Annotated in this window: 14 protein-coding genes; 9 read left to right on the forward strand and 5 right to left on the reverse strand. The window is 55.8% G+C overall.

The window, feature by feature from the left end; translation table 11 throughout:
* Positions 1 to 330 precede the first annotated feature (330 nt).
* Complete coding sequence (locus tag MMC1_RS17295) at positions 331 to 1,569, forward strand: MFS transporter (protein ID WP_011714923.1); 1,239 nt, start codon at positions 331 to 333, stop codon at positions 1,567 to 1,569.
* On the opposite strand, the gene holA is transcribed toward MMC1_RS17295, so the two are convergent.
* From holA to MMC1_RS17315, 4 genes are all read right to left on the reverse strand, one after another.
* The gene (gene holA / locus MMC1_RS20625; RefSeq protein WP_011714924.1) at positions 1,526 to 2,566 is read right to left on the reverse strand and encodes a DNA polymerase III subunit delta; all 1,041 of its coding nucleotides are present in this window, start codon (positions 2,564 to 2,566) and stop codon (positions 1,526 to 1,528) included. The genes MMC1_RS17295 and holA overlap by 44 nt on opposite strands.
* Before the next feature lie 102 nt (positions 2,567 to 2,668).
* Positions 2,669 to 4,897, reverse strand: a complete 2,229-nt coding sequence (recD2, locus tag MMC1_RS17305) for an SF1B family DNA helicase RecD2 (protein WP_011714925.1) — start codon at positions 4,895 to 4,897, stop codon at positions 2,669 to 2,671.
* Between the two features lie 66 nt (positions 4,898 to 4,963).
* Entirely contained in the window at positions 4,964 to 6,385 is a 1,422-nt protein-coding gene (locus MMC1_RS20630) for an ATP-binding protein (protein ID WP_011714926.1), read from the reverse strand.
* Positions 6,382 to 7,107 (reverse strand): response regulator, encoded by a 726-nt coding sequence (locus MMC1_RS17315; protein ID WP_011714927.1) that lies wholly within the window; start codon positions 7,105 to 7,107, stop codon positions 6,382 to 6,384. Before MMC1_RS17315 ends, MMC1_RS20630 begins: the two co-directional genes overlap by 4 nt.
* A 348-nt stretch (positions 7,108 to 7,455) precedes the next feature.
* Here MMC1_RS17315 and MMC1_RS17320 point away from each other — a divergent pair, with 348 nt between their 5' ends.
* The 6 genes from MMC1_RS17320 to MMC1_RS17345 all read left to right on the forward strand — a co-directional run bounded on the left by MMC1_RS17320 (position 7,456) and on the right by MMC1_RS17345 (position 16,566).
* On the forward strand, positions 7,456 to 8,673 hold the full coding sequence (locus MMC1_RS17320; protein WP_011714928.1) for a TolC family protein: 1,218 nt from the start codon (positions 7,456 to 7,458) through the stop codon (positions 8,671 to 8,673).
* Positions 8,670 to 10,313: an efflux RND transporter periplasmic adaptor subunit gene (locus MMC1_RS17325; RefSeq protein WP_011714929.1), complete on the forward strand. Its 1,644-nt coding sequence runs from the start codon at positions 8,670 to 8,672 to the stop codon at positions 10,311 to 10,313. Before MMC1_RS17320 ends, MMC1_RS17325 begins: the two co-directional genes overlap by 4 nt.
* Positions 10,306 to 13,491: an efflux RND transporter permease subunit gene (locus MMC1_RS17330; RefSeq protein WP_011714930.1), complete on the forward strand. Its 3,186-nt coding sequence runs from the start codon at positions 10,306 to 10,308 to the stop codon at positions 13,489 to 13,491. The genes MMC1_RS17325 and MMC1_RS17330 overlap by 8 nt, the downstream gene beginning before the upstream one ends.
* Before the next feature lie 2 nt (positions 13,492 to 13,493).
* Positions 13,494 to 13,871, forward strand: coding sequence for a copper-binding protein (locus MMC1_RS20635; RefSeq protein ID WP_011714931.1), 378 nt, complete (start codon positions 13,494 to 13,496; stop codon positions 13,869 to 13,871).
* A gap of 233 nt (positions 13,872 to 14,104) precedes the next feature.
* Entirely contained in the window at positions 14,105 to 15,886 is a 1,782-nt protein-coding gene (locus MMC1_RS17340) for an ABC transporter substrate-binding protein (RefSeq protein WP_011714932.1), read from the forward strand.
* A complete protein-coding gene (locus MMC1_RS17345; RefSeq protein ID WP_011714933.1) occupies positions 15,883 to 16,566 on the forward strand; it encodes a response regulator transcription factor in 684 nt (227 codons plus the stop codon). Before MMC1_RS17340 ends, MMC1_RS17345 begins: the two co-directional genes overlap by 4 nt.
* A gap of 143 nt (positions 16,567 to 16,709) precedes the next feature.
* Here the strand turns inward: MMC1_RS17345 and MMC1_RS17350 are convergent, their stop codons facing one another.
* The gene (locus MMC1_RS17350; RefSeq protein ID WP_011714934.1) at positions 16,710 to 17,330 is read right to left on the reverse strand and encodes a response regulator transcription factor; all 621 of its coding nucleotides are present in this window, start codon (positions 17,328 to 17,330) and stop codon (positions 16,710 to 16,712) included.
* A 200-nt stretch (positions 17,331 to 17,530) separates the two neighbouring features.
* Here MMC1_RS17350 and MMC1_RS17355 point away from each other — a divergent pair, with 200 nt between their 5' ends.
* Entirely contained in the window at positions 17,531 to 19,303 is a 1,773-nt protein-coding gene (locus MMC1_RS17355) for a chemotaxis protein CheB (protein WP_049757727.1), read from the forward strand.
* A 343-nt stretch (positions 19,304 to 19,646) separates the two neighbouring features.
* The gene (locus MMC1_RS17360) at positions 19,647 to 21,245 is read left to right on the forward strand and encodes an IS66-like element ISMasp4 family transposase (protein WP_011712137.1); all 1,599 of its coding nucleotides are present in this window, start codon (positions 19,647 to 19,649) and stop codon (positions 21,243 to 21,245) included.
* Positions 21,246 to 21,264: the final 19 nt, after the last annotated feature.

Genomic DNA, 21,264 nt, shown 5'->3' on the forward strand with positions numbered 1-21,264 from the left:
TGCCAAACCTTGAATACATGCAAAAAAGTCAAAAAACAACAAATCATAAAATTAAAAGCAAAACCCTGGGGGAAGACAGAGAACTTCTCCCCCCAGCCCCCCCCTAACCTTTTTTTAATCATAAAAGCCATGCCACCACAGGCAAACCATCACCCCAAACAAAACATAAAAAAAATAAACCCAAATCCAACCCCATACACCAAAAACATCCCTATCAACAACCCAACACCAGACGGAAACTTTTCCTCAAACCCTTTCCATGGTTAAATGGTCCCTCACCCAAAAAAACCAACCATGGTACCCGTCCAAAACCCACAGGACCTGGATTACATGAAACGTAAAAGCACCATCAGCATTATCTTCTTTACCGTGTTTCTCGACCTGCTCGGTTTCGGATTGGTCCTACCCCTACTACCCAACTACGCCAGCGATCCCATGTTCCACGCCTCCACCATGGAAATCGGCGTGCTCATGGGGATCTACTCCCTCATGCAATTTCTCTTTGCACCCCTCTGGGGCCGCCTCTCCGACCACATCGGACGCCGCCCCGTGTTAATCATCGGCCTCTTCGGCTCCGCCCTCTCCTACCTGATCTATGGTCTGGCCGAAAGCTTAATGGTGCTCATCCTATCCCGCGCCCTGGCCGGCTTTATGGGGGCCAATATCGCCGCCGCCCAAGCCGCTATGGCCGACCTAACACCCCCAGAAAAACGCGCCCAAGCCATGGGCATCATCGGGGCCGCCTTTAGCCTAGGCTTCGTGCTCGGCCCCGCCATGGGCGGCTACCTCGCCAGTACCTACGGGATCAGCGCCGCACCCCTGGCCGCAGCCCTCATCACCGGCCTCAACGCCGTGGCCGCTCTCTTCCTGCTCTCAGAAACTCGTGACCTGAGCACCGAACAACAACAACCCCTAAGCAAACGCGCCCACCCCCTCTCCCTACACCCCTGGAAACAAGCGCGCAATTACCCAGGTGCCTTGATGGTCTGCCTGTTTATGGGCCTGTTTATCACCCTGTTCGCCGCCTTTGAAATGGCCCTGCCCCTCTGGACCCAAATCATCATGGGCTGGGATAGCGGATCCCAAACCATGGCCGAAAATGGACACCTGTTTGCCTTCGTCGGAGTGGTTATGGCCATCGTGCAAGGTGGCATCGTGCGGCGATTGGTGCCCAAAATTGGCGAAGTGCGTACCGCCTACAGCGGCCTAATCTGTATCGCCCTCGGTTTGATGCTACTAGGACAAGCCAGCAACTATACCACCCTGCTCATCGCCCTCGGCCTCGCCGCAACAGGCGCCGGTTTGGTCCACCCCGCCTTCTCTTCACTGGTCAGCCTCAATACCGATAAAGATAAACAAGGACTCATGATGGGACTGTTCCAATCCATGGGCGCTCTGGGCCGCGTGCTAGGCCCCCTATGGGCTGGCATCGCCTTCGTCTCCCTCAAAGGTAACCTGTTTTTCGTCAGCGCTATGGGTATGACTGTGCTGCTGGGCGCCCTCATCCCCCTCAGCCGAGATCGCATTAAGGACGCCCGCCAAATAGCCGCGCAAGACGCAAAATCATAATACCCAAAACCTGCTCAGGGGGGCGCGCACCCTCCGCCCCCTTGAGCTGCCGATCCGCATTTTGACAGGTGATCAAACCCTCCGCTAAATGCTTGGCCGATACCTGCCGACACTGCGCCAAAAAGTGATCTTTCTCTTTCCAAAAAATCCGTAGCTTGCGGGTAACTTCATCCCCACTCATACCCCGCTGCATCCACCCCTGCGCCTGAGCCAAACGGCGAATACGCTGGGTAATCAACCCCAATAACGGCAAAGCCTCCGACATCCCCCCCGCCTGCACCAAACCATCCAACGTATGCAACGCCTTGGCCGCATCCCCCCGCAATACCGCATCCGCCAAATCAAAACCACTGTGCAACGCCGCCTCACCCACAATGGCACGGGCATCCTCTAGGCGAATGGGACCTGGCTTACCCACATAAAGAAACAGCTTCTCTAACTCCTGCTCAGCACTGCGGGTGTCCCCCTCCAACAGCTGTACCAGCAGAGGGATCAAATCTGGCTCAGCCGCACTAAAACCATGACAGCGCAGGTGCTCCTCAATCCACCCCCCCATCTCCCGCCCCGCGAGCGCATAAAAAGGGACCACCCAACTCTGCTCATGCTTCTCTAACCCCTTACGCAAAGTGTGCGAAGCGTCTAGGTTATCCGCCAAAAAAAGCACCACACTGCTCTTGGAAGGCTCGTTTTCCAAATAGCTCAAAAACGATTTTCTTAGGGGTAATAGAAGCTTATCCGCCTCTTTAACCACCACCAAACGCATGGGCGATAGAAAGGGAATGGCCCGGCATGAACTTAAAAAACGCCCCTCATCCAGATCCCCCCCATAAAAACGCTCCAGATCAAAATCCGCATCCGCATCCGGCCCCAATACCCACTGCTCAATCTTTTTCGCCGCATCCTCAATACGCCCCTGCTCCTGCCCATAGAGCAAAATCACCAAAGGGTAGTGCTTACCTTTCAGTTTACCCAGCAGCTCTCGATCTTTCAGTTTCATATCCGGTCGCTTACTTTGTGTGATCCCCCAGAGTAAAACCTAACCACCATCCCTAACCATGGGGGGATTCACGATTAGGCAGGTATCTCTAAACACGCTGGCTTATACTGCACCACCCATGCGCTCCTCGATACGGCTCAACAGACCCGTATTGCGCTGCATATTCTCCTTATAGGAGATCGCCATCACCAACGCCTCATAAGAGCCCACCAAGACCACACCCTTACGCGCCCGCGTCACACAGGTATAAAACAGGTTGCGATAGAGCATCTTACCATGGGCCGTTACCACCGGCGTAACCACATAGTTAAACTGCCCACCCTGGCTTTTATGCACAGTAATGGCGTAACAGGGCACAATGTTACCCATCTGCTCCCGATCCAACAGCTTTTGCGCCTCATCAAATTTGGCAATGACCTGAAGCTCCCCCTGGGCATCCTTGCTGATCTCCACAATCTCCCCTTGGTCCCCATTAAACAGCTCCAGATCATAATCATTCTTGGTCTGCATAATGCGGCAACCCGCCCGATAGGCAAAGCCGTCCAACTCCAACACCTCCTGCCCCGCCTGATAGGGGTTGAGCTGCTCATGGAGCCGCTCGTTCAGCGCCTTTACCCCCACCTCGGTACCATGCATGGGAGTAATCACCTGGATCTCCGCCCCATCAATGCCCCCCACGCGCATCATCTTGTCTATGCCCTCCAGCATACGATTGGCACACTGATGAAGATGCTCCATGCCGCCCGTAACCGCCACAAATTTAAAATCCCGCGCCATCTGTGGACGCCGCCCATGCAAAATCTCCACCGCCCCCAAGGCGATACCCGAACCCTCCGCCTGCCGGTGTACCTCTGTCAAGCGCGCCACCGGCACCACCCCACTCTGAATTAAATCCTGCAACACACGCCCCGCTGCAACCGACGGTAGCTGATCGGCATCCCCCACCAATAACAGGCGGCAGTGGTCCGGTAACATCTGTAGCAGTGAACTGGCCATCCACTCATCCATCATGGAGCTCTCATCCACCACCAGCAGATCACACTCAAACTTACGCTGACCATCCACAGACTCATCACTGCCCTTGCCCATTAAACGGTGGATGGTCAAAGCCACCTCCCCGGTAGCCTCGGCCAACTGCTTGGCCGCCCGCCCCGTGGGGGCGCACAGCTTAACCGTTTGCTTGTTTTCTACGGCATGCTCAATGACATAGCGGGTGATGGTGGTCTTACCCATGCCAGGACCACCGGTTAAAATGGCGACCTTGTCCTGGGTAATGGTCTTGAGCGCCTGACGCTGATCCACTGAGAGGCTAAAATGGCCGCGACTCACCCGCTCAATCCAGCCATCGCTAATGGTCTCAATGGGGCTTGGCCCGTGCAAACGGCTGATATGGTAAGCAATCTGTTTTTCATAGTCATGGTAACGGGTAAGCTGCACAAAAGGGCTGCCATCCCGACCATATACCCGCACCAACGGCCCCTGACCAAGATCCAAACGCTCCAACACCATGGGCACCAAATTGAGCTGATCCTGGTGCCCCTGTAAGGCCAACAAAACCGTTAGCTGTTGGTGAAAACGGGGCTCTTCTAGCAGGGTGTGCCCCTCATTATTGGCCAATTGTATTAAAATCTCCTGCATACCCGCCTCAATACGGCGCGGGTCCAAACGCTGCATCCCTAATTGCAGAGCGGCGGCATCGGCCCGCTGAAAGGTGATGCCCCGCACCTGCGCCAACAGATAGGGGTTCTCTTGCACCATCTTGAGGGGGTCGGCTTGGGGATCGGCTTCCCGCAGGCATTTACTGACCGCGCGGGTCAAAGCCGCACCAAAACCCAGTTGATAGAGCAACAGCATCAGTTGGGCATCGTCCCGTGCTTTTTGCCAATTTTTTAAGATACGCCCATGGTTGGCCTTACCCACCCCACGCACCTCCAGCAGCGCTTCGGGACGCTCATCCATCACCTCAAACAGCGCTTCACCAAACCGCTCGACCAAGCGGTTGGCCATGGTCTTGCCAATGCCCTTGATGGAGCCACTCTGCAAAAACAGTACAATAGCCTCCCGCAGGGTGGTCCCCAGGGGCTCCATGCGCTCGGCCTTAAATTGCCGACCAAACTTGGCGTTGCTCTCCCATTGGCCATGAAAACACAAGCGCATCTCCGCCGCCGGGGCCGCCAACACCCCCACCACCGTCTGGGTCTCCTCCGGGGCCTCATCCGGGCGCACCACCATCACCGCATAACCGTTTTCCAGATTATGGAAGACCACCTGTTTAATACGCCCACAAAAGCTCTCCACACCCTCTCCCTGCTCTAAAGGATTGCCACTCACCAACCCTGCTACCCCTCGCGCACTGGCGTTCTCCTGTCGCCCAGCGCAGGGTCACATCCCCCTACCCTATACGGGTTTATGCGGTGATGGCGGATCTTTGGCCACCAACATGACATCCACCTGCAACCCCCCATCGGGATGGTTGTGCAACCGCAACCCTCCCCCGTGCGCCTGGATAATATTGCGTGCAATGGCCAGCCCCAACCCCACCCCACCGGTATGACGGCTGCGGGAGGCCTCCAACCGGGTAAAGGGCTCCAACACCCGTGCAAATTCCGACTCAGGGATGCCCGGACCATGATCGCGGATGCTCAATTTAACCCCATCCCCTTCAGCGATGGCGCTCACCGCCACCCGTTGGCCATACTGCACCCCATTGCTTATGAGGTTACTTAGTGCCCGCTTCAAACTGGTACGCATGACCCAAAAGGGCAGATGATCGGGCACATCCAGAGTGATGGTGTAGCCCATTTCGGCAAACTCCTCCTGTAACCGCTCCAGCATCGCCGCCAGATCCACCCGCTGCCACGGCTCCTGCTGCTCCATGCCTTGGATGAAGGCCATCGCCCCCTGAATCATCTGCTCCATCTCTTTGATATCTTGAAAATAGGCGTGCTGAACATCCCCTTCAATGAGCCGCTCGGTGCGCAGTTGCATGCGGGTTAAGGGGGTACGCAGATCGTGGGAAATGGCCGCCAACAGCTGCGTGCGCTCCTGCACATGGCGTTTAATACGGGCCTGCAAGCTGTTGAGGGCTTGGGCCGTTTGCCGCAGCTCACGGCAACCCTGTACGGGTAAGGGGGGACGATTGAGATCCTCCCCCAAACCATGGGCCGCCTGCACCAACAGGGTCAAGGGACGGGTGGTCAACCGCACCGCCACCACCGCCAACAGCATCACCCCTATGAACAGCGCCAACAGCGCCCCAAAAAGATGGTCGGGGCGATCAAACACCTCTTTGGGCAGATGGTTGTGAAACTCAACCCAGTTGCCATCCCGCAGTTGCACCTGCGCCAAAAAGGAGAGACCATCGGGAAAGATGCGCTGCATGCCCCCCATATGTTGACGGTGGTGGCGCTGGTGTACATCCTGCGTTTCGGGGGGGCCTTGCCACTGCAACATTTTAACGCGTATCTGCCAACCCACCCCAAATACGCTCTGTAAACGCTGTAAAAACTGCTGGGCCATAGGGTGCGAGGGTGCATCGCCAATCACCGCATCCGAGCTGGGCGCGATAATCTGTATAAATTGCAGCGAACTCTCCATCAGACCCAGAATCTGCTGCCGTTGCTGCGGCAACAGCGGATCCAGATTCTCCACCACCCCCTTTAACCGATAGGCCGCTTGAATACTGCCGTAGTTCGAGAGCGCCTCACTGCGTTCATGCAGATGGAGCACCGCACTTAAAGCCAATACCATGGAGATGCCGGTCATCAAAATCAGCAGCAGTTGCCCAGAGAGGGTGCGCGGCAGCAGCGCCAGCCTCATCGCGCCTGTACCTCAGCTTTAAGAATATAGCCCTTACCCCATACGGTTTTAAGCAATTGCGGCTCTTTGGGCTCTTGCAGACGTTTGCGCAGGCGTCCAACCTGTACATCAATACTGCGGTCATAGATACCCGCCTGACGCTGCTGATAGAAGGCCATAATCTGTTCCCGATCCAAGATTTGATTGGGATGGTGCAAAAAGGCCAACAGCAGGGTCGCTTCACCCCGGGTTAGCTCCACGATCAAACCATCGGGGGCGATGAGCTCCTGAGCCTGCACATTCATGTGCCAACCCGCAAAATGGTAATGGTTAATGGGGGGGGCCGCGTGGCTGCGGGGCATCGCCCGGGCACGCCGCAACACACTGCGCAGACGCGCCAGGAGTTCACGGGTACTAAAGGGCTTGCTTAGATAGTCATCAGCGCCCATCTCCAACCCCACGATGCGGTCGGTCTCCTCCCCCCGCGCGGTCAGCATGATAATGGGAATATCCGCCGTCTGTTTGTCTACGCTCAACCGTTTACAGAGCGTTAAACCATCCTCTCCGGGCAGCATGAGATCCATAACAATGACATCGGCCGGCCACGCCGCGAGGGTGCTGTTCATCGTTTCCCCGCTGGCGAGAGTGCGCACCTCAAAACCATGACCCCGCAGATAGTCCGCTACCATGGTGCGGGTGGGCTCGTCATCTTCAACGATCAGTATGCGATCCTGCTGGGTCATGGATAAGCGCCTTTGCTCGATCTGGATGGGGTAACAGGGGCACCGTTGGGCAAGGGGCGATACCCAACGCCAATCTATAACACAAGTATGACAGAAAGCACGGTTTGGTCATACCGCAGAAACAATTTTGGGAAACGGTCATAAAATTCTAATATTTTGCCACTATTTCAATAGATTATTTACATTAAACCCGCTGCCCATTCCTGATAAAATCTGCCATGCTTAGATCCGTGGTGTCAAACCACTCTCAGGTTGCGCCTATGGTTCACTGGTTGAGATCCAGCAATCTCACCCCCGTGGCCAGCGGGCCATAGGCCACCTGTCCGAAAGAAAAAGGAATGCCAACTCATGTTGCATTTAGGGGCCCTCTTTGCCACCCTTTTTTTAGCGTGCACCGCGCTGGCTGGGAGCGATAGTCCCAGCTATTTTGAGCTGCAAGGGATGCTGGCGCAACACCCCAGCGTAGCTGCCCTTGAGCAGAGTGGCTTGGGCCAAGCCACCCGCGCCCAAGGGGATATGGGGCTACCCAACCCCACCCTTGCCCTGGGCATCAATAATGTGCCGATCCAGACCCCTACCCGTTTTGACCGTTTTTTGCCCAGCAATAAAAGTATCGCCATTGCCCAACCGTTGCCCAATTTAACCGCTCGACGTGCCAACCGTGCGCTCACCCTTAACCGCAGCGATCTCGCCCTTGCCCAAGCCAAAAACACCCAGGCGCAATTGACCCTGCAACTGATCACCAGCCTCGCCCAACGCCAACGCATCGCCCAGACCATACAGGTGATTCAGGCCCAATTGGATAAAATCAGCGAACTGGATCAGTGGCTCAAGGGCGAGATGGCCTCCGGTAAGCCTGCCTATGGAGAGGTTGAGGCGCTGGATATTCAGCACAGCCAACTCCAAGAGCAGCTTTTGTTGCAGGAAGGGGAGGATCAGCGCCACAAAGCCACCCTAGAGCAGTTGGTGCAGCAGAGCCCCCGTATCGCCCCCCCGGCCCTGCAACCCTTAACGTGGCAGAACCACACCCCCATCGCGGTTGAGATTGCCCAGATTAAACAGGCCATGGCCAGCAGGCAGGTGGAGATTACCCAAGCCAGCCTGCGCCCCGATTATGGGGTTAACGCCATGTGGCAACAGCGTGAGGATGGTAAAAATTTTAGTGGCGAGGATTGGTACAGCATAACGGCCACCATCAGCGTGCCCCTATGGGCCAAGTGGAACCAAAAACCCAAGATCGCCGCTGCCAAAGTGGCGGTCGATGAGGCCAAGTTGCTGGTGGATGACGCCCTACGCAGCAGCCGAGCCAGCTATGACACAGCCCTGGCGGAGTATCACACCAGTGGTCAGTTACTCAAGGCCATTACCAAACGTCAGCAGGAGATCCGTGAGTTGGAAGCGGCCATGAACCGCCGCTATGAGGCTGGTGAAGCCTCATTGGAACAGCTCATCAAGCCAGCCATGACCCGCATTAAATTGGGGGAGGATCTGGCCCGTCATCGCGCCTTGCAAACCATTGCGGCGGCCAAGATCCACACCCTTTTTTATAGTCAGGTGCAACCATGATGCGGCGCTATCTTGCAACCCCCCTGCTCTGTTTGCTGTTGATTTTGCCTCAGTTGGGTTGGGGCGAGCCAGCGGTGCAACGCTACACTTGCCCCATGCACCCCCACTATATTGCCGATCAGATGGGCAGCTGCCCCTTGTGCGGCATGGATCTGGTACCCTTGGCGGCGGGCGAGCGCCCCACCAGCAGCAGCCCGGATAATCCACGCAACGCTGTCACCATTGCCCCGGAGACCATTCAAAATATGGGGGTACGCTACGGCATCCCCCAATGGACCGAGTTTGGTCGCCGTATCCGTGCTTTTGGCATGGTGATGGAAAATGAACGCGCCCAAAGTGTGGTGGCCAGCCGTGTCGCTGGCTGGATTGAAAAATTGCAGGTTACTGCGGTAGGCGACACCATTCAGCAGGGCATGGAACTCTACCGACTGTTTAGTCCCGATCTGGTGGCCGCGCAGCGGGATCTGCTCAGCGCCGCTCAACAGCAGGGGGGTGGGCGTCTGCACGCGGCCACCCAACGCTTGCTGGCACTGGGGGTGGAACGCCGCTTGATTAACCGTTGGATCGCGGAAAAAAGCCTCTCCGAGCGGGTACCCTTTTACGCCGAAGGCAGCGGCACCCTCAGCCGCTTGGAGGTCCGCCAAGGCAGTTATGTCAAACCGGGGATGACCCTAGCGGTGATCCAGGACTACAGCCGGGTGTGGCTTAACGCCAGCGTGGCGGAGAAAGATCTCTCCCGCATCACCAAACAGACCCCCGTACGTGTGCTGCTACCCCACCTGCCTGGGCGTAAGGTGGCGACAAAAATTGATTATATTCACCCCATCATTGATGCTGCCAGCCGCACCGGCACGGTCCGCTTGCTGCTGGATAATCAGGATGGCGCCCTGCGCCCCGGGGCCTATGCGGATGTGCTGTTCGAGGTCGGTGTGGATCGTCGTCTGGCCCTGCCGGACGGGGCATTGCTCAACGATGCCCAAGGCTACCACGTGGTGCTGGCCCTAGGAGAGGGACGCTTTCAGCCCAAAGCGGTCAAGGTGGGGCTCTCCAGCGGTGGCTTTACCGAAATCCTGGAAGGTCTGGACGAACAGCAGCAGGTGGTGATCTCCGGGCAATTTCTCATCGACTCTGAGAGTGCTTTAGGGGAATCCTTTACCAAGCTTGAGCGGCTCAAACCCCCCCTTAACCAGCTTGCGCCAACCCCCGCCCAACTTGCCATGCTCGATCATTTGGTGGATGCCGCCCTCTATATCCATGAGGCCCACATAGATGGCTACGCCGTAGAACCGACGCAGTTGCAACCTGCTCGGGATATTAAAAGCCTGCTCTGGCCACACTTTGGCCAGACCCGTTTGGGGGCGATTCTCACCCAGGCTGAAGATGCCCTAAGTAGGGCCCAACAGGCACGCACCCAAGCCGAGCTGCTCACTGCGCTGGATCAGCTGGTGCAAGCCCTGCAACCCTGGATACAACAGGGTGCCGCCCAACACTATCAAGCCAAGGGGCTGCATCTTTTCCAACATCAGGGAAGCCCCGCGCGTTATTGGCTGCAACTTGGCGCCGAAGCCGCCTCACCCTACGGTCCTGGTCCCAGCCAAGCCATACCCTACCCGGCGGCCCATGAGGCCAATCATGGCTGATACCCCTCACACCCCCCCCAGCGCGGGGCACGATCCCACCCAATCCATGATTGCCCGTCTGATTGAGTGGTCCATCCACCATCAGCTCATTGTGGTGATACTCACCCTTGGTTTGGCTGTCGCGGGGGTGTTGGCGGTGCAGCGTACCCCACTGGATGCCATTCCCGATCTTTCCGACACCCAGGTGATTATCCGCACCGAGTTTCCCGGTCAAGCCCCGCAGATTGTGGAAGATCTGGTTACCTATCCCCTCTCCACCACCCTGCTTGGTCTACCCAAGACTCAGGCGGTGCGTGGTTTTTCCATGTTTGGCACCAGCTTTGTTTATGTCATCTTTCAAGATGGGGTGGACATGTATTGGGCCCGTAGTCGGGTGGCCGAAGCCTTGGCCACCGTGCAGAAAGATCTGCCCGACAAGGCCACCCCCCGCATGGGACCAGACGCCACCGGGGTGGGATGGATCTTTCAATATGCGTTGGTAGACCCCACCGGCCAACACGATCTGGCGGAGCTGCGTGCGTTACAGGATTGGTTTTTAAAATTTGAGCTGGCCACCGTGCCCGGTGTCTCCGAGGTTGCCTCGGTGGGGGGCTTTGTGCGCGAATATCAGGTGCGTATTGACCCCAACCGACTCCGCGCCTTTGATGTGCCCCTCAGCCGGGTGCAACAGGCGGTCAAAGCCGCCAGCTTAGAGGTGGGGGGGCGGGTTTTAGAACGGGCCGAAACCGAGTTGATGATTCGCTCGAAGGGTTATGTCACCTCACTGCACGATCTGCAACAGGTGGTGGTCTACGCCAAAAATGGCCGTCCGGTACTGCTCACCGATGTCGCCCGCGTGGTGGAGGGTCCTGAACTACGCCGAGGGGTTGTGGAACTCAATGGTGAGGGCGAGGTGGTGGGGGGCATTGTGGTGATGCGCTCTGGGGAAAATGCGCTTACTGTCATTGAAGCCGTGCAAGCCAAGCTGGCCCAACTGCGCCCCGGATTACCCGCTGGGGTGGAGATACGCACCGTCTACGACCGCGCCCCGTTGATTCGGGATGCGGTGGATTATCTTAAACATAAATTGCTCGAAGAGGGCTTGGTGGTCGCCCTGGTCTGTCTGGTTTTTTTGCTGCACGTGCGTTCGGCCTTGGTGGCCATCATCACCCTACCCTTGGGTATTTTAGGGGCCTTTATCCTGATGTCCAGCCAGGGCATCACCGCCAATATTATGTCCTTGGGCGGCATTGCCATTGCCATTGGCGCCATGGTGGACGCCTCCATTGTCATGGTCGAAAATGCCCACCGCAAATTGAGCGACTTGCCACAACCTCGCTCGGCGGCTGCCCGCAGGCAGGCGCTTATTGTCGCGGCTCAAGAGGTTGGACCAGGGCTCTTTTTCAGCCTATTGATTATTACCGTTTCGTTTTTGCCGGTGTTTGCCCTCACCGGTGAAAGCCATCGCCTGTTTGCCCCCCTGGCCTATACCAAAACCTACGCCATGGCATTTGCTTCTATTCTATCGGTTACAATCGTGCCCATTCTTATGGTGTGGCTGATCCGAGGGCGCATTTTCAAAGAGCTAAGCAACCCCCTTAACCGACTCTTTGTCGGGCTTTACCGGCCTATTTTACGCCTCGCGTTGCATCTGCGCTGGTTTACCCTGCTGCTGGCCGTGGTGGGGTTAATGAGCCTACAGATCCCGCTCAAGAATTTGGGTTCCGAGTTTATGCCCGCCCTTTACGAAGGAGAGCTGCTCTACATGCCCACCACCCTACCGGGGGTCTCCATTGGCAAAGCCAAAGAGATTTTGGCCCAGACCAACCGCCTGATCATGACGGTGCCAGAGGTTGAACGGGTGTTTGGCAAGCTGGGACGCGCCGATACCGCCACCGATCCCGCGCCCATCTCCATGATTGAGAGCTGGATCAAACTTAAACCCAAGGCCCAGTGGCGCACTGGTCTGGATGTGGAGGGGCTCATCAAAGAGCTTGACCAACGGGTTAAACTGCCCGGATTGGTCAACAGTTGGGGGTATCCCATCAAAATTCGTATGGATATGATCTCCACCGGCATCCGTACACCGGTGGGCATTAAAATTTCTGGTCAAGATTTGCAAGAGATTGGCCGCATCGCCCTGGATGTGGAGGCCGCCGTCAAGGATGTACGCGGTACCCGCAGTGCCTTTGCCGACCGGGTGAGCGGCGGGCGCTATCTGGAGATTGACCCCAATCGGGAAGAGTTGGCGCGACGCAATATTGATCTTGCTCTGTTTCAATCCATTATTCAGACCGCGCTGGGGGGCATGAAGATCGCCGAGAGCATCCAGGGACGGGAGCGCTATAATATTCAGATGCGCTATGACCGCCCCTTCCGCGAGTCGGAGCAGGATTTGGCCGAGATTTTGGTCCCTACCCCCATGGGACAGCACATTCCCCTGGGTGAGTTGGCCACCATTACCTATGCCGAAGGGCCCCCCATGATTAAATCCGAGGATGCTCGCCTTACCGGCTGGGTCTTTGTGGATATGAGCGGGCGGGATATGGGCGGCTATGTGACCGAAGCCCAAGCGCACATCGCCAAGGTCGTTCCGCTTCCCCCCGGTTACGCCATCACTTGGTCGGGCCAGTATGAGCAGATGATGGAAGCCCGCCAACGCCTAAATATCGCCATCCCCGCCGCCGCCGCCATTATTCTGCTGCTGTTGATGATCCACTTTGGCCGCCTAGACCGCACCATGATGGTCATGACCGCGCTGCCCTTTGGCTTGGTGGGGGGATTATGGGCGGTCTATCTGGCCGACTATCATCTGTCGGTGGCGGTGGCGGTGGGCTTTATTGCACTGGGGGGAATCGCCGTGGAAACGGCGGTGGTTATGCTGCTCTACATTGACCAACAGGTGCGCCATGACCAACCCCAAAATCACCGCGCCCTGTTTGATGCCGTTATAACGGGGGCCGCCATGCGGGTGCGCCCTAAATTAATGACGGTGGCGGTGATTATAGCGGGTCTGCTACCCATTTTTTATACCGACGGCTCGGGTTCAGACGTGATGCGCCGTATTGCCCTGCCCATGGTGGGGGGTATGCTCAGCACCACCTTGATGACCCTCATCGTGATCCCCGTCCTCTATATGCTGTGGGAGGCCCGTCGCCTACCCATAGAACCCAACCCCACCCTACATTCTGGAGAATGAGCATGCAAAAACGCCTTATTACTGTGTGTGCCGCCCTACTTCTGCTCTCTGGGCAAGCCATGGCCGATTCTCATAGCACCATGGATCACAGTGGCCATAGCATGGCTCCTGCGGCTATGGATCACAGCACCATGGCACAGGAGCAGCCATCTAACCAAGCCGATGCCATGGGCCTGATCCACCATGTGGATGCCAAACAGGCGCGGGTCAACTTAACCCACGACCCCATCCCCGCGCTGGGCTGGCCCGGCATGACCATGGATTTACCGGTGAGCAACAAGGTTGATTTAAGCGCTTTTCAAGCGGGGGATAAGGTCCACTTTACCGTTAAACTGGGGCGGGATAATACCTACCGCATCATCCAAATGATGAAACATTAAGTAAGCCTGACCGGGTGGCCGTAGCGGTCGCCCGGTTACCTCCCTCTACCTACCCCCGCAAACCGATCCACACCTGCCTTACCCTACGCACGCTTTTCAAATGTGTGTTAATGTGTTACTCCAAATTGGGAAACTCTTATGTTCATTCTGACACTAAAGTGCTGGAATAACGAAATTCCTGCTTTGTTAACCGATCCCTGTGGCTTACATTTTTGTGCAAGATTGAGATCACCATGCCCAAACGGCTCTTGATACTCTTGTGTGCGCTGGTGCTCTACAGCCACCCTAGCTGGGCACTGGAGAGAGCATTAGAACCCATCACCCTACAGCTAAAATGGCAACATCAATTTCAGTTTGCGGGCTACTATGCGGCCATTCGTAACGGATATTTTAAAGATGAGGGGCTCAATGTCACACTGCGTGTGCCCAAAGCGGGGGAGGACCCCGCCGAGTTGGTCGCCGCTGGGGTAGGTGAGTATGGCATCGGTTCTTCAGAGTTGGTGGTCTCGCGCCATAAGGGTCTGCCCATTGTGGCGTTGGCCGCCGTGTATCAGCACTCACCCTTTGCCATCGCGTCCTTAAAAAGCTCCTCCATTCGCACCATTCATGATCTGGCGGGCAAACGTCTGATGTTGGAACCCCAAGCTGCCGAAATGTGGGCCTATATGCGCAGCGAGGGGATCCCCACCAACACATTGCAGCTCAAAGAGCACACCTTTAACACCGAGAGCCTTATCTCTGGTGAGGTGGACGCCATGAGTGTCTACGCCACCGATGAGCCCTATACCCTGGATAAGCTGGGCATACCCTACCAAATGTTTGATGCCCGTTCGGCGGGGATTGATTTTTATGGTGAGGTGCTGTTTACCACCGAGCAAGAGATCGCTCAAAACCCCCGGCGCGTTGCCGCTTTTTTGCGTGCCGCGCGGCGGGGATGGTATTACGCCCTGAACCATGCCGAGGAGGTAGCCAACTGGATTTACCAGGACTATAGCCAAGCCAAGTCGGTGGAGCAACTGCTCTACGAGGCCAAACATAGCATCCCCCTCATCCGTCCTGATTTGGTGGAGTGGGGGTATATGAGCCCGGGCCGCTGGAAGCATATTGGCGAAACCTACCATAAACTGGGCATGTTGGATGACACCTGGAACCTGGATGGTTTTCTCTACGATCCCTCCCAAAAAGATGAGAACCTTGCAAACCTCTATCGGTTGCTGCTGTTTGTGGTGGTGGCCTTGGTGCTGGTAGCGGTGGTGGGGGGGCGCTTCTATGTGTTGAACACCCGCCTTACCCGCGAGGTGCACAAACGTCAAGAAGCCGAAAACAGAGCCCACGACGCCCTGCATGAGACCCGTAATCTGCTGGCCATTATGGCCCACGATTTTCGCAGCCCGGTCAACGTGATCTTGGCCGCGACTCAATTGATTGAGGTTGTGTTACCCGAACAGAGCGCCCTGACCCAACGCGAGCTGCATAAAATTAAGGGCGCGGTACAGAGCCTAGAGACCTTGATCAACAGCTGCCTAACCTGGGACCGTCTGGAGGGTGCCCACCATGGCGACCATATGCGGCTGGACATGGTAAAACTGGTCAAACAGGTGGTGGAACGCCATCAGGAGATGGATCCCGAGCGACCCATGCAGAGCCACTTTCCCGATGGCTCGGTTATGATTCATGGTAGTCCCACCCTGCTGGCTGTTTTAGTGGGAAATCTGCTGGACAATGCGAGTAAATATAGTCCACAGGGTGCCAGTATTGATTTGCTGTTACAAGTCGTCAAAGATAAAGTAGAGCTGCGGGTCAAAGATCAAGGGCCAGGTCTATCTGTTGATCAGCTTGAACAGGTGTTCGATAAATATTACCGTTGTCCCGCTGCCCCTTCAGGCAGTGGCAGCGGCATTGGTTTAAACGCGGTGCGTCAAATTGCTGTGGCCCATGGCGGCACGGTGCAGGCCGAGGCGGGTGTTGGGGGATGTTTTGTCGTCTCACTACCACGGATAGAGGAGCTGTCATGAGTTGGGTAGCACTGGTTGAAGATGAGCGCGACTTTCGCGAATCGGCACGGGATTTTTTGGTCTTACAGGGGTTGCAGGTGTTCGAGGCCAGCCATGCAGCCCAACTGGCCCACCGCTTGACCCAAAGCCCCCCCATTCAAGTGGTGGTGCTGGATATTAATCTGGGAGAAGAGATCGGCTTTGATATTGCCACGACCCTGCATCATGACCACCCCGATGTGGGTATCATTATGCTCACGGGCCGCGATACCACCGAGGATTATCTAATGGGCCTGAGTGCTGGTGCGGATATCTATCTGGCCAAGCCGGTGGACCTGCGTATTTTAGAGGCCAAAATTCAAGCCCTGCTGCGTCGTCTGCATACCCCCTCTACCCCTCACGCCAGTTGGACGCTCAACCGCAACACCTGGAACCTTACCACCCCCGATGGCGACAATATTCCCTTAACCGCCACAGAGTTGGCTTTCCTCACCATGCTGGCAGAGAGCCCCGGCGTGCCCGTTGCCTATGCCAACATTGTGACCATCTTTCAAGACCCCTCCGACAATGATATTCACCGCGCCTCGGTGCTGCTCAACCGGCTGCGGCAAAAGGTTATGAACATATGTGGTGCCCGCCTACCGGTGAAATCGGCCCGTAGTGTGGGCTACAGCTTTACCGGCTCTCTACACCTGGCGTGAAGGTGAGGTTACACGCCCCCCACCGCAACCGGTCCAGCTATCCGGCGGCCAACCACCATGGTGCTGTCACACCACACTCAGAGCGCCGCATCCCCGACGGTTCCAGTGGTGCATGTCCTATACACTTCTAATCCGCCGTCGGACTAAGTCAGGGCGTGATAGCTCTCCCTCTCGGTATAGCGTCGCACCATCTCTACTGTGGTGGCCACCCCCAATTTGGCATAGGCCTTGAGCCGTTGGTTCTCCACGGTACGCGGGCTGACCTGTAAGGTTGCCGCGATCTCACGGGCCGAGAGCCCCTTAACCACCAGATCCACCACCCTGCGCTCATTTTTACCCAATTTTTCTAAGTCATCAGCCAGCTGCATGACCCGCTGCTGGAGCGGGAATTGTTTTTGATCCTGGCCCATGGCCACTTGAATCAACTCCGTCAACTTAACCTGATTTAAGGGTTTTTTGATAAAAGCAAACGCTTGCTGTTCCAGCAGCTCCATAAGGGTCTGCTCTTCACAGCGATAGGACATAAAGATACAGGGATGGTGGATCTGTCGTCGTTTTAACTCTCCCAGCAGACGCAATGGCCCCCAATCTGGCAATAACATATCCACCAGCAGACAAGCAGGCCCGTTGGCCTGATATTGGTTCAAGAAATCCTCGGCGCAAGGGTAGTGGCGCGATTCAATACCCGTGGGAGCCAGCAGACGAAAGAGCACCGAGGTGGCCACTTCATCGGGATTGATTACATGCAGTCGTGCATTCTTCATATTTTACTCATTTATGATAAGCATATGTACTTATGATAGAATGTTTCTACTTTCCAAACAAGCAGAAACTGCTATGGTGTGTTGGCCATGCCATACCAGCAAACCGGTTTTGCTAAGTGATGGTGGACCTTTTTTTGACCCATGAGGCGCAAGGATCATGGTCTTGCCACCCCCTTTTGATGCTTGAAGAGAGAAGAGACATGTCCTCGAACGAAACAACGCCACCCCGCACCAAGCTCATGGATCCAGTGATCGCCAACCCCCCCACACACTATATTGGTATAGGGGCCTCGGCAGGCGGCTTGGAGGCGATTCAGGCATTTTTCTCTCACATGCCTGCCAACAGCGGGGCCGCCTTTATTGTGGTGCAACACCTCTCCCCCGACTATAAAAGTCTCATGGTGGAGCTGCTCTCCAAGCAGACCAATATGGAGGTCACGCGCATCACCGACGGTATGCCGGTCGAAGCCAACACGGTCTATCTGATTCCCCCTAAGAAGAATGTTAAAATCTTCCACGGACGTCTGATTTTAACCGACCAAACCCATAATAATATTGGCATCAATCTGCCCATTGATATTTTCTTTGTCTCCCTTGCAGAGGATCAGGGGCGTAAGGCGGTGGGTATTATTCTGTCGGGTGCGGGCAGCGATGGCACACGGGGGGTCAAGAGCATCAAAGAAAAGGGCGGCATGGTCATGGTGCAGGAGGAGGCCACCGCCAAGTTTGACAGCATGCCCAAAAGCGCCATAGCCACCAACCTGCCCGATTTTATTCTGCCCCCCGACGAAATGCCCAGCCAACTGCTGGCTTTTGTCAAACACCCCTATGCGACCCGCGAGTTAATGACCGATAAACTGGCGGAAAAAGGCACGGGCTTAACCCGTATTTTTGCCCTGCTGCGGGAAAACAGCAGCATTGATTTTACCTTTTACAAGCCCTCCACCGTGATGCGCCGTATCGAGCGCCGCATGACCATCAATCAGTACGAAGACCTGGATGACTATGTACACTTTTTAGAAGCCAATCCACGGGAACAGACGGTGCTGTTCCGTGAGCTGTTAATTGGCGTCACCAGCTTTTTCCGCGATGCCGACGCTTACCAGATTCTACAAGAGAGCATTATCCCAGAGTTGGTAAAAAATAATACAGGCAAACAGATCCGGGTGTGGGCCTCGGCCTGCTCCTCGGGGGAGGAGGCCTACTCCCTAGCCATTTTGTTTATGGAGGCCATGCAAAAGAGTGAGGCTGCGGTTGATATAAAAATTTTCGCCACCGATGTGGATCAGGATGCCATTTTTCGCGCCAGCCAAGGGGCCTACCCCGAGAGCATTGTGGCCGATGTGCCCGCCCCATTATTAAATAAATACTTTATGCACAAAGGGGATAACTACCATATTATTCGCCAGGTGCGCGAGATGGTGGTGTTTGCCCAGCACAATATTATTAAAGATCCCCCCTTTACCAACATCAACTTTGTTTCTTGCCGCAATATGTTGATCTATTTCCAGCCCGTGCTGCAACAAAAGGTGCTGGAGGGCTTTAACTTCTCCCTGGCCACAGACGGTATTCTCTTCTTGGGCAGTAGCGAGACCCCGGGTGAAATGGACAGTTTTTTCAACACTCTGCATGCCAAATGGAAAATCTACCGCAGCAAGGGCATCCGTAAAGTGGCCTCAGCCAACCGCCCCCTCAGCCAATATGAACCCAAACATTGGGTTGGTGGTCGCGCAGGTGGCCGCTTAGAAACCACCACCACCGGGCGCTACCTTGAAGAAGAACGAATTCTCAGCCGTTTTGTGCAGACAATCTCAGGCAACTATCTACCCTTTGCCGTGGTGGTCAACGATAACCTGCAATTGGTGCAGGTGCTGGGGGATACCCTGGACTATATGCGCATCCCGTTCGGCTCTCCCATTACCGACATCTCCAAAATGGTGGCCGATGATCTCTATATTCCCGTTTCTACGTAACCGTTCAGAGACCCCTCGTTCAGTGAGGATGTTCACCGTTTGAGAAGGAGTCAACTGCCGGGAATAGCGCCAATTTTGTTTGACCATGGCAAAGAATATCCTTGACACGATTTTCGTCGAAAATGTGAAATTTCAGAAGGAGAGTGCGATCCGATCTGTTTTTGCCTATCAAAGCCTTGAGGAGAGTTCTGGCGGGTTTTCAGCTGTGGCGCCCACCCCCGGGTACGAGCGAATTTTTGCGCTGGATCCAATGGGGCGCAGAAGCGCAAAAATCTCTTCCTGGAAACCCGTGTTATCATGTGTGCGAGGATTCATTCACCGGCGATGATGTGGTGCGCGAACCATGAAGCTTTCAGATCACGACCTGCTCCAGATTGATGAGGAATATCTCTCCTCACTATCGTCTGCAGAGTTACTGGCCGTCAGCCGGAAAATGTTGGAGGATCTCAAGGAATCTCGTGAGCGTTTGAACCGAACACCCGACAACAGTTCCCAGCCGCCCAGCAGTCGTCCGGCGTACCTTGGGATTCCAGTTGAGCAAGACGAAACGCTTTCGGATGAGGATGAAGAGGACGTTTCGCCGGTGGAGAAGAAGGGAACCGATGATGCGGATGGAGATGATTCACCAGGGCCATCCGGCAGTTCTACTCCCTCTGCTCCAGGAAATGGTAAGTCGGATTCCTCAGGCAAGAAGCCGAAAGGCAGGGCTGGGAAGCCAGTTGGGGCCAAGGGATTCGGCAGAACGCAGATAATTCCGATTCGGAGTACCGTGGTTCATCGAGCGGAAACGTGTGCTGCCTGCGATGCTGCCCTTCCCTTGGATGCTCGATTTACAGCTCGAATCGGCTATGTGACCATCGATCTGATAAGGGGTGCCCCGGATCAGCCTGGATTGAGGCTAGAGGGGACCAAGCACCTTTTTGGGGAAGTTGCCTGTAGATGCGGCCATATTTCATGTACCGGTCCCGGCACAGGGGATAGACTTGAGATTGCAGGACGCAAAACCGCAACCAGTTTGAGTGAATGGCGTATTGTCGGCCCCATGTTGGCTGCTTTCATTGTTGCGCTCGCAAAACGGATGCGGTTGTCTCGCTCCAAGGTTCAGGAGTTTTTGATCGATTGGTTCGGCCTGGAGTTGAGTGTCGGGACCATCGACAATTGCATACGTGAGGTCGGACTGGCTGCCGCCCCTGTTCAGGATGAACTGATTGCCGAACTTCGTGCATCCGCTCTGGCTCATGTAGACGAAACGCCTTGGAAGCAAAAAGGTCAAGCTTTGTGGCTCTGGGTTTTCGCGACGGCAAATACGGTCTTGTTTTGCGTGGGACGCCGGACTCGACAAATGGTCCTTGATATCCTGACCGAGGAATATGCAGGCTGGCTAATGAGCGATGGACTCATGAACTACCGGATTTTCTCCAGGCGGCTGCGCTGCTGGGCGCACTTGATCCGAAAAGCCAAGGGGTTGTCGACAAGCCTGGATAAAGAGAGCAAACGATTCGGCTCCAGGGTATTGGAGGTCCTGGAATACATGGTCGAAGAGGTCAAAGATGGATCGGATCCGCCAGCTGCCGAGTCGATTTTGGAAGAATTCCAGGGATACTGCGAATTGTACAGAGATTATCCCCCGTCCGAGAAAGTTCGCAGCCTTGCCGTTGAGCTTCTCAATGACTGGGATGTTATCTGGCAACCTGTGAGAGTTCCAGGGCTGCCGCTGACCAACAACGATGCGGAGCGGGCTCTGCGCCACTGGGTCATTGCGCGTCTGATCAGCCACGGAACTCGTACGGCAGAAGGGAGTCGGGTATTGGGTGTGCTGGCTAGCGTCATCGAAACTTGCCGATTGCGGAACGTGTCTCCCTGGGACTATCTTGCTGAGGTGATTGCTGAACGGAGAAAGGGAAACCTCGTACCGCCGTTACCGGCTCCAGTAGCCGCTTGATATCGGGGTCTCTGAACGG

The sequence above is a fragment of the Magnetococcus marinus MC-1 genome (assembly GCF_000014865.1).
GTDB classification, from domain to species: domain Bacteria; phylum Pseudomonadota; class Magnetococcia; order Magnetococcales; family Magnetococcaceae; genus Magnetococcus; species Magnetococcus marinus.

Excerpts from the sequence above, each read along its gene's own strand:
- MMC1_RS17295 (WP_011714923.1), top strand. The coding sequence starts at position 331 with ATGAAACGTAAAAGCACCATCAGCATTATCTTCTTTACCGTGTTTCTC.
- holA (WP_011714924.1), bottom strand. The coding sequence starts at position 2,566 with ATGAAACTGAAAGATCGAGAGCTGCTGGGTAAACTGAAAGGTAAGCAC.
- MMC1_RS20630 (WP_011714926.1), bottom strand. The coding sequence starts at position 6,385 with ATGAGGCTGGCGCTGCTGCCGCGCACCCTCTCTGGGCAACTGCTGCTG.
- MMC1_RS17315 (WP_011714927.1), bottom strand. The coding sequence starts at position 7,107 with ATGACCCAGCAGGATCGCATACTGATCGTTGAAGATGACGAGCCCACC.
- MMC1_RS17320 (WP_011714928.1), top strand. The coding sequence starts at position 7,456 with ATGTTGCATTTAGGGGCCCTCTTTGCCACCCTTTTTTTAGCGTGCACC.
- MMC1_RS17325 (WP_011714929.1), top strand. The coding sequence starts at position 8,670 with ATGATGCGGCGCTATCTTGCAACCCCCCTGCTCTGTTTGCTGTTGATT.
- MMC1_RS17330 (WP_011714930.1), top strand. The coding sequence starts at position 10,306 with ATGGCTGATACCCCTCACACCCCCCCCAGCGCGGGGCACGATCCCACC.
- MMC1_RS20635 (WP_011714931.1), top strand. The coding sequence starts at position 13,494 with ATGCAAAAACGCCTTATTACTGTGTGTGCCGCCCTACTTCTGCTCTCT.
- MMC1_RS17340 (WP_011714932.1), top strand. The coding sequence starts at position 14,105 with ATGCCCAAACGGCTCTTGATACTCTTGTGTGCGCTGGTGCTCTACAGC.
- MMC1_RS17345 (WP_011714933.1), top strand. The coding sequence starts at position 15,883 with ATGAGTTGGGTAGCACTGGTTGAAGATGAGCGCGACTTTCGCGAATCG.
- MMC1_RS17350 (WP_011714934.1), bottom strand. The coding sequence starts at position 17,330 with ATGAAGAATGCACGACTGCATGTAATCAATCCCGATGAAGTGGCCACC.
- MMC1_RS17355 (WP_049757727.1), top strand. The coding sequence starts at position 17,531 with ATGTCCTCGAACGAAACAACGCCACCCCGCACCAAGCTCATGGATCCA.
- MMC1_RS17360 (WP_011712137.1), top strand. The coding sequence starts at position 19,647 with ATGAAGCTTTCAGATCACGACCTGCTCCAGATTGATGAGGAATATCTC.